Raw genomic sequence first — 6,838 nt, 5'->3', positions numbered from 1 at the left:
CCTCAAGCGTTTTCCCCCCGCAAGGAGGGAGTAGCGCATGGCCTCCAGAAGCACGTCGGGAACCGAAGGGACGGGCCCTCTCCAATAGGCCTCCAGGTAACCGTTGACCAGCGCGGCCTTCTCTTCAAGGTATGTTTCTATGTCGCGTGTCATCCGGTCGTCTCGCACATCCGGCCCCGGGCTTCCGGGGGCGTTCACCTTCATGGCCCTGCCGCGAAGAAGCGCTTTTCACAGCCTACACTTTCCCTTCTCGTCGCGGGAGGCGGAGACCGCTACTCCCACTCTATGGTGCTCGGCGGCTTTGAGCTTATGTCATAAACGACGCGGTTGATGCCCTTTACCTCGTTGATGACCCGGTTTGAGATGATCCCCAGGACCTCGTACGGAATCCGGGCCCAGTCCGCCGTCATGGCGTCCACGCTCGTCACGGCCCGGAGGGCCATCACGTTTTCGTAGGTGCGCTCGTCCCCCATGACCCCCACGCTCCGTACCGGCAGAAGGACGGCGAAGGCCTGCCAGAGCTCGCGGTACAGGCCGGCCCTCTTGACCTCCTCCAGAACGATGGCGTCGGCCTGCTTGAGGACCTCCACGCGCTCGGCGCTGACGGGCCCGAGACACCTGATGGCCAGGCCCGGCCCCGGGAAGGGGTGGCGCCAGCATATCTCCTCCGGCAGCCCCAGTTCCTCGCCCACGGCCCGGACCTCGTCCTTGAACAGCTCCCTCAGGGGCTCGACCAGCTTGAGCTTCATCACCTCGGGAAGGCCGCCCACGTTGTGGTGGCTCTTGATGACGGCCGAGGGGCCCTTGAACGAGACGCTCTCGATGACGTCCGGATAGAGGGTGCCCTGCACAAGAAACTCCACGCCCTCTATCCTGCCGGCCTCTTCCTCGAAGACGGCGATGAACTCGTTGCCGATAATCTTCCTTTTCTCCTCGGGCTCGGCCACCCCCTGGAGCTTTCCGAGGAAGCGCTCCCGGGCGTCCACGGCGATGAGCTTGGTGGTGAAGTGCCGCCCGAAGGTGTCGATGACCTTCTCGGTCTCCCCCTTCCGCATGAGGCCGTTGTCCACGTAGATGCACGTCAGGTTGTCCCCCACGGCCTTATGCACCAGAAGAGCGGCCACGGAGGAGTCCACCCCTCCGCTCAGCGCGCAGATGACCCTCTTGCTTCCCACCTGCCGCCTCACCTCCGCGACGGCCCAGTCGATGAAGGACTGCATCCGCCAGGTGGGCTCGGCCCCGCAGATGTCAAAGACGAAATTCCTCAGGATGCGCAAACCCTCCGGGGTGTGCGCCACTTCGGGATGAAACTGAAGGGCGTATTGCCGTGCGCCCGGATGGCTCATGGCCGCCAGGGGTGCGTTGGAGGTGTGCGCGATGCTCCCGAACCCCGGGGGAAGGGTCTCTATGCGGTCCCCGTGGCTCATCCAGACCCGGGTGGTCCTGGACACTCCCCAGAGGAGGTCGGCGTCGCTGTCCACCATGAGGTCGGCACGGCCGTATTCCCGCCTCAGGGAGCCGGCCACCTTGCCTCCGAGCATGTGCGCCATCACCTGCATCCCGTAGCAGATGCCCAGGACCGGCACCCCCAGGGAAAAAATCCCGGGGTCCGGCAGAGGGGCGCCCGCGTCGTAGACGCTCGCGGGGCCGCCGGAGAGGATGATGCCCCTGGGGTCATGGGCCTTTATCTCCTCCAGCGGGACGTTAAAGGGCATTATCTCGGAGTAGACCCTCTGCTCGCGGATTCTCCGCGCGATAAGCTGGGTGTACTGGGAGCCGAAATCCAGCACAAGGATGTTGTCTTTGTGGACCGGAGCCTTGAACATCCATTGATTATAAAGGATTAACGGGAGAAAAGTCTAAAGAGCCCTCCCGCGCCCAAGCATGCGGAAAAGTGCTGAAAATAGCTCTTTCCAGACACCCGGGGGTGATGACCGGAAGGGCGGAAGCCAGCCTACATGAAGGCGCCCCGCCGCCCCCTCCCGTGGTAGACTAATCCCCATGGTGGCCAGGGTGTTTCTCATAGTGCTCGACGGCGTGGGCGCGGGGGAGTCGCCCGACGCCGCGCAATACGGCGATGCGGGCAGCAACACCCTGGGGAACCTGGCCCGAGCGGAGTCATAGTGCTCGACGGCGTGGGCGCGGGGGAGTCGCCCGACGCCGCGCAATACGGCGATGCGGGCAGCAACACCCTGGGGAACCTGGCCCGAGCGGAGGGCGGCCTTTCCCTGCCCACCCTCGAGGGCATGGGCCTGGGCAATGTCGTCGAGATAAAGGGCGTGCCTCCTTCAGCCCGGCCCCGGGCCTCCTCGGGAAAGATGCGGGAGCTCTCCAGAGGGAAAGACACCATCACGGGGCACTGGGAGATGATGGGAATCAAAACCGAGGAGCCCTTCCCCACCTATCCCGGGGGCTTTCCCCTGGAGGTGCGGGAGGAGTTCGAGCGGCGCATCGGCCGGGCGGCCCTCTGGAGCGGGCCCGCCTCGGGCACCGAGATCATCGAGCGATGGGGGCGCATGCACATGCGCACGGGCCAGCCCATCGTCTATACGTCGGCCGACAGCGTCTTTCAGGTGGCCGCCCACGAGGACGTGATACCCGTGGAGGAACTCTACGCCATCTGCCGTACGGCCCGCGAGGTCCTCCGCCCTCCCCACCACGTGCAGCGCGTCATCGCCCGCCCCTTCGTCGGCCCTCCCTTCAGAAGGACGTACCGGAGAAAGGACTTCTCCCTGCCCCCGCCCGAGGAGACCCTTGTCGAGCGTCTCCATGCCCGACGGGTGGAGGTCGTCTCGGTGGGCAAGGTCTCCGACATGTTCGCCGGACGGGGCTTCAGCCGCACGGTAAGGACCGAGGGGAACCGCGACGGCATGCAGAAGCTGAGCGGTTTGCAGAAGAGCTTTCGGGAAGGCCTGGTTTTCGCGAACCTGGTGGACTTCGATACCCTTTACGGGCACCGGAACGACACCCGGGGTTTCCGGGAGGCGCTGGAGGAGTTCGACGGGTGGCTCGGGGGCTTCGCCGAGGGGCTTCGCAAGGGAGACTATCTCATCGTCACGGCGGACCACGGCCTGGACCCCACGACACCCAGCACGGACCACTCGCGGGAGTACGTGCCCGTCGTTTTCTGCGGCCCGGAGGTGCGGCCCCACGACCTGGGCATACGGGAGGGTTTCTGGGACGTGGGCCGCACGGTGGCCGATATCTTCGGCTTGGTGGAGTTTACCCGGGGGAAGGGTTTCCTTTCGTCCTGACCCCTAGAGCAAGAAAACCCAGACGGCAGCGGCGCCCACGGCAAGGAGAAGCGCCAGCAGAAGGATTCCCCACCGGCTCCGCACAACCCTGCCCATCAAAAACCACCGGGACGGCAAGACCTCGGTGCTCTTCGACGACGTTTTCGCCCTCCGCCTCATGAAGATGTCGTTCAGTATCGTGATGCCCTGGGCGAAGACGCCTGTCTTGTCATGGGAGACGAGCTCGTAAATGTTCTCCTCCACGATGGCCTTCCCCGGGTCGATGACCAGGTTCTCCGGGGAGATGTCCTTCAGCCACCGGGTCTCCTGGAGAAACGTCTCCATGGTGTGCTCGCGGAGGCGGGAGGCGTCCTCCCGGGCAAGGGCGTTCAGGCGCCGCACAAGGCCCCGGGGCTCCCGGAGCCCGCTTTCATCCCCGAGCCCCGTGTGCTCCTTGAGAAGGTCCACCCGCACGGCCCGGATGGAGGCCCCGAGGCCGGCGTCCTCCGGGGAGGCGGCCTCCCAGGCCAGGTTCAGCTCCGTGTCCAGGCCCATGCTCCGATTCGTCACATTGGCGGAGCCCACGGTGAGGAACCGGTCGTCCACAAGGAGGAGCTTGGCGTGGATGTACGTGGAGACCTCCTCCCCGGGCCCGAGGGAGCCGGCCCGCGTATAGTAGACGCCCAGGTCATGTCCTCTTGCGCGGGCCAGCTCACGGAGAGAGTGGAGCATCTTTGTCTGGGCCAGGCCGAGGGAAAGCTCCTCCAGAAAGGTGTGGGGGCGCTTGGGCAAGACGATGACAATCTGGAGCTTCGGCATCCCTTCGGCCTTGAGCCTCTCCACGAATGCCCTGTAGACGGCCTCCGAGGTGAAGTACTGGTTCTCGACGTAAACGAGCTCCCGCGCAGATGCGATGGCCCGGATGAAGAGGTTTCTGACCTCCTGAATCTCCGCCTTCTCCGGGACCAGGGTCTTCCCCTGGGTGCGCGCAACGGCGACCCTGCGGGCATCGATGCGGACGTCGGGCGTCACCCGGTGGCCCTCTCCCCGGGGGACATCGGCAAGGGACAGCTCTTCCCCCGTGGCGTTCCTCCATCGATGTACAAAAAGCCCGGCCAGCTCCCGGGCCGCAGGCCCTGTGACCCAGCCCTGCATGTCGTGGTAGGGCTCATACGGCCTGCCCCCGGCATCCCTTCTCAAGGGCTGATGGGCCAAGTGCCGGCGGTCGTCCCAGCGGGCCGAGCAGATATCCAGGCCCCCCGCGAAGGCGGCCTGCCCGTCTATCACCACCAGCTTCTGGTGGTGGCTTGCTCCCACGGGGTGCCGGTCGTCAAAGGCGAAACGGACGCGCTGGGCCGTCTTCCACCTGAAGATGAAATCCTGAAACCACTCCCTCTTGAAGGTGTAAAGCGTGCTGAAGTCCCAGGCCAGGATGTAGACCTCCAGCTCGGGGTTCCGCCTGGTCACCTGCTGGAGGAACTCAAGGAGGGTCTTTCCTCCCCCCGCCTGCCCGGCATCGTCCCCCCGGAGAAGGACCACGTCGCTGTCGAACTGCCAGCCCGCCATGAGCACGTACCGCCGGGCCCGCAGCACCGACCGGCAGAACTCTCCGTAATAGTGCCTGGCGTCTACGACAAGGCCCGATTCCTCCACGTCATGGATACCCTGACAGGTCTCCCCCGGCACGAGGATTCTTCTCACGTCGAAACCTCCTCCGCGCCGGGCACAAGGACGGTGCAGACCACGGGGAGGTGGTCGGAGGCCGCGCCGGCTGGCCCGTCCCGGGGCACCTCCGTGCGCTCCACGCGTATGTCGTCGGAGACGAAGATGTAATCCAGGCGAAAGAGGGGGAGGCGGCTCGGATAGGTCCTCTTGGGCTTGGCGTCCGTTACGTTCTGGGCGTCCCTCAGGATGCGCCGGAAGGTTCGATAGACGGAGGAGACGCTCCAGGTGTTCAGGTCTCCGAGGAAAATGACGGGCGGGCGGCACCCGGGGGCGCCGAGCCACTCCGGCCCCGCGAGGTGCCGGGCCTGGGCCTTCCGTTCATGCCGGTCCAGCCCCATGTGCGTGTTGACGACCTGAACCTTCACACCCCCGGCATCCACCTCCACCCAGAGGGCTCCCCGCTGCTCCAGGAACTGCCGGCCGGGGTGGGTGGGCAGCCGGCCGGCCTTGACCAGGCGGGCCGGGAGGGCGGAGAGCACGGCGTTTCCGTACAGGCCCTTCTCAATCCTGAGGGACGGGTGGAAGTGATAGTCCATCTCCAGGGCCCCTGCTATGATGCTCGTCTGGTCCACCCCTCCGGTGCGCACAAGGCCGTTGTCCAGCTCCTGGAGGGCCACGATGTCGGGAGAATGCCGGGCGATGACCTCGGCAACCCTGAGGGGTGAGGCTTTGCCGTCCCGTCCCACACAGCTGTGGACGTTGTATGTCATGACGGTGAGCTTCCGCTTCATCTGCGCCGCTGCGCCCTCTGGCCCCGCCCTTCGTGATGCGCTGCGCCGGTGTAGGTCTATAATAGTAGAGGATAGGGAGAAACCGGGACCCTGTCAAACACGTGCCGTCCGGGGACAATGAAGCTTTCACGACTGTATATCGCCGTCATCGCCGTGCTTGTGGCCGCCGTCCTGGCGGCCTGGTTCCTCTGGCTCCATGACGTCGTCAGCTTCCAGAACATCAAGGCGCACAGGCACGAGCTGAGAGAAATGGTCGGGGAGCACTACGTTTCTTCGGTGGCGGCCTTCGTCGGCGCGGTGCTCTGCACGGCGTTTTTCATGCCGGGGGCCCTGGCCCTGGCTCTCCTCGGTGGTTTCCTCTTCGGCACGGTGCACTGCATCGTCTACGTCAATGCAGGCGGCCTTATGGGGGCCACGCTTGCCTTTCTTCTCGCCCGCCACCTCCTGGGCAACTGGCTGCAACAGCACTATGAGCACGAGCTCAGGGCCTTCAACAGGGAGATCAAGCGACATGGGCACAACTATCTCGTGACGCTCCGGATTCTCCCCATTTTCCCCTTTTTCCTTGTGAACCTACAGCTTCGCCGGCCAGGGACTGGGCAGCTTGAACTCTCCCTGGGAGGTCCTGTCGCCGAAGATACTGGCGGCACTGGCCCTGATGGCCCTTTTCGCCCTCCTGCCCGTGGAGGTCAATATCATCAAGCACTTCCGGCAGCGGCCCAGGGGGCCGGGGAATTGACAACCCCCTTCGCCGCACGCTATGTTCTCCTTAGATAGAGAAAGCCGGTTCGAAGGAGGCGACCACAATGTTTGGGCGGAGCTTTAAACTCTTTACGCTGTTCGGCTTCGACGTCAAGATAGACTGGAGCTGGATCATCATCGCGGTCCTCATCACCTGGTCCCTGGCTCAGGGGTATTTTCCGCACTACCACGAGGGCCTTTCCTCGTCCACATACTGGTGGATGGGCGTTTTCGGAGCGCTGGGCCTCTTTGCCTCCATCGTCTTTCACGAGTTCTCCCACTCCCTGGTGGCCAGACGGTACGGCCTTCCCATGAGGGGCATCACGCTTTTCATCTTCGGCGGGGTCGCGGAGATGCAGGAGGAGCCGGCAAACGCGAAGACGGAGTTCCTGATGGCCTTTGCCGGGC

At 64.7% G+C, this 6,838-nt stretch carries 7 protein-coding genes; 4 read left to right on the top strand and 3 right to left on the bottom strand.

What is annotated here, in order from left to right; genetic code table 11:
• Positions 1–272: 272 nt before the first annotated feature.
• Positions 273–1,826, bottom strand: a complete 1,554-nt coding sequence (gene guaA, locus P8Y39_12630) for a glutamine-hydrolyzing GMP synthase (GenBank protein MEJ2193161.1) — start codon at positions 1,824–1,826, stop codon at positions 273–275.
• A 175-nt stretch (positions 1,827–2,001) separates the two neighbouring features.
• Here guaA and P8Y39_12625 point away from each other — a divergent pair, with 175 nt between their 5' ends.
• A complete protein-coding gene (locus tag P8Y39_12625; GenBank protein MEJ2193160.1) occupies positions 2,002–2,124 on the top strand; it encodes a hypothetical protein in 123 nt (40 codons plus the stop codon).
• On the top strand, positions 2,121–3,254 hold the full coding sequence (locus P8Y39_12620) for a phosphopentomutase (protein MEJ2193159.1): 1,134 nt from the start codon (positions 2,121–2,123) through the stop codon (positions 3,252–3,254). The genes P8Y39_12625 and P8Y39_12620 overlap by 4 nt, the downstream gene beginning before the upstream one ends.
• 3 nt (positions 3,255–3,257) lie before the next feature.
• On the opposite strand, the gene P8Y39_12615 is transcribed toward P8Y39_12620, so the two are convergent.
• Together P8Y39_12615 and P8Y39_12610 are read right to left on the bottom strand one after the other, a co-directional pair.
• Positions 3,258–4,934, bottom strand: coding sequence for a phospholipase D-like domain-containing protein (locus P8Y39_12615; protein ID MEJ2193158.1), 1,677 nt, complete (start codon positions 4,932–4,934; stop codon positions 3,258–3,260).
• Entirely contained in the window at positions 4,931–5,689 is a 759-nt protein-coding gene (locus tag P8Y39_12610) for an endonuclease/exonuclease/phosphatase family protein (protein ID MEJ2193157.1), read from the bottom strand. Before P8Y39_12610 ends, P8Y39_12615 begins: the two co-directional genes overlap by 4 nt.
• Positions 5,690–5,806: 117 nt before the next feature.
• On the opposite strand from P8Y39_12610, the gene P8Y39_12605 reads away from it, so the two are divergent.
• Together P8Y39_12605 and P8Y39_12600 are read left to right on the top strand one after the other, a co-directional pair.
• A complete protein-coding gene (locus P8Y39_12605) occupies positions 5,807–6,466 on the top strand; it encodes a VTT domain-containing protein (GenBank protein ID MEJ2193156.1) in 660 nt (219 codons plus the stop codon).
• A 29-nt stretch (positions 6,467–6,495) separates the two neighbouring features.
• Positions 6,496–6,838 (top strand): site-2 protease family protein (locus P8Y39_12600; protein MEJ2193155.1); only part of this gene is annotated, 343 nt, incomplete at its 3' end.

The sequence above is a fragment of the Nitrospirota bacterium genome, assembly GCA_037386965.1.
Taxonomy (GTDB): Bacteria; Nitrospirota; Thermodesulfovibrionia; order Thermodesulfovibrionales; family JdFR-86; genus JARRLN01.
Note: the sequence above shows the minus strand (reverse complement) of the source record. Positions and strands in the feature narration are given on the sequence as shown.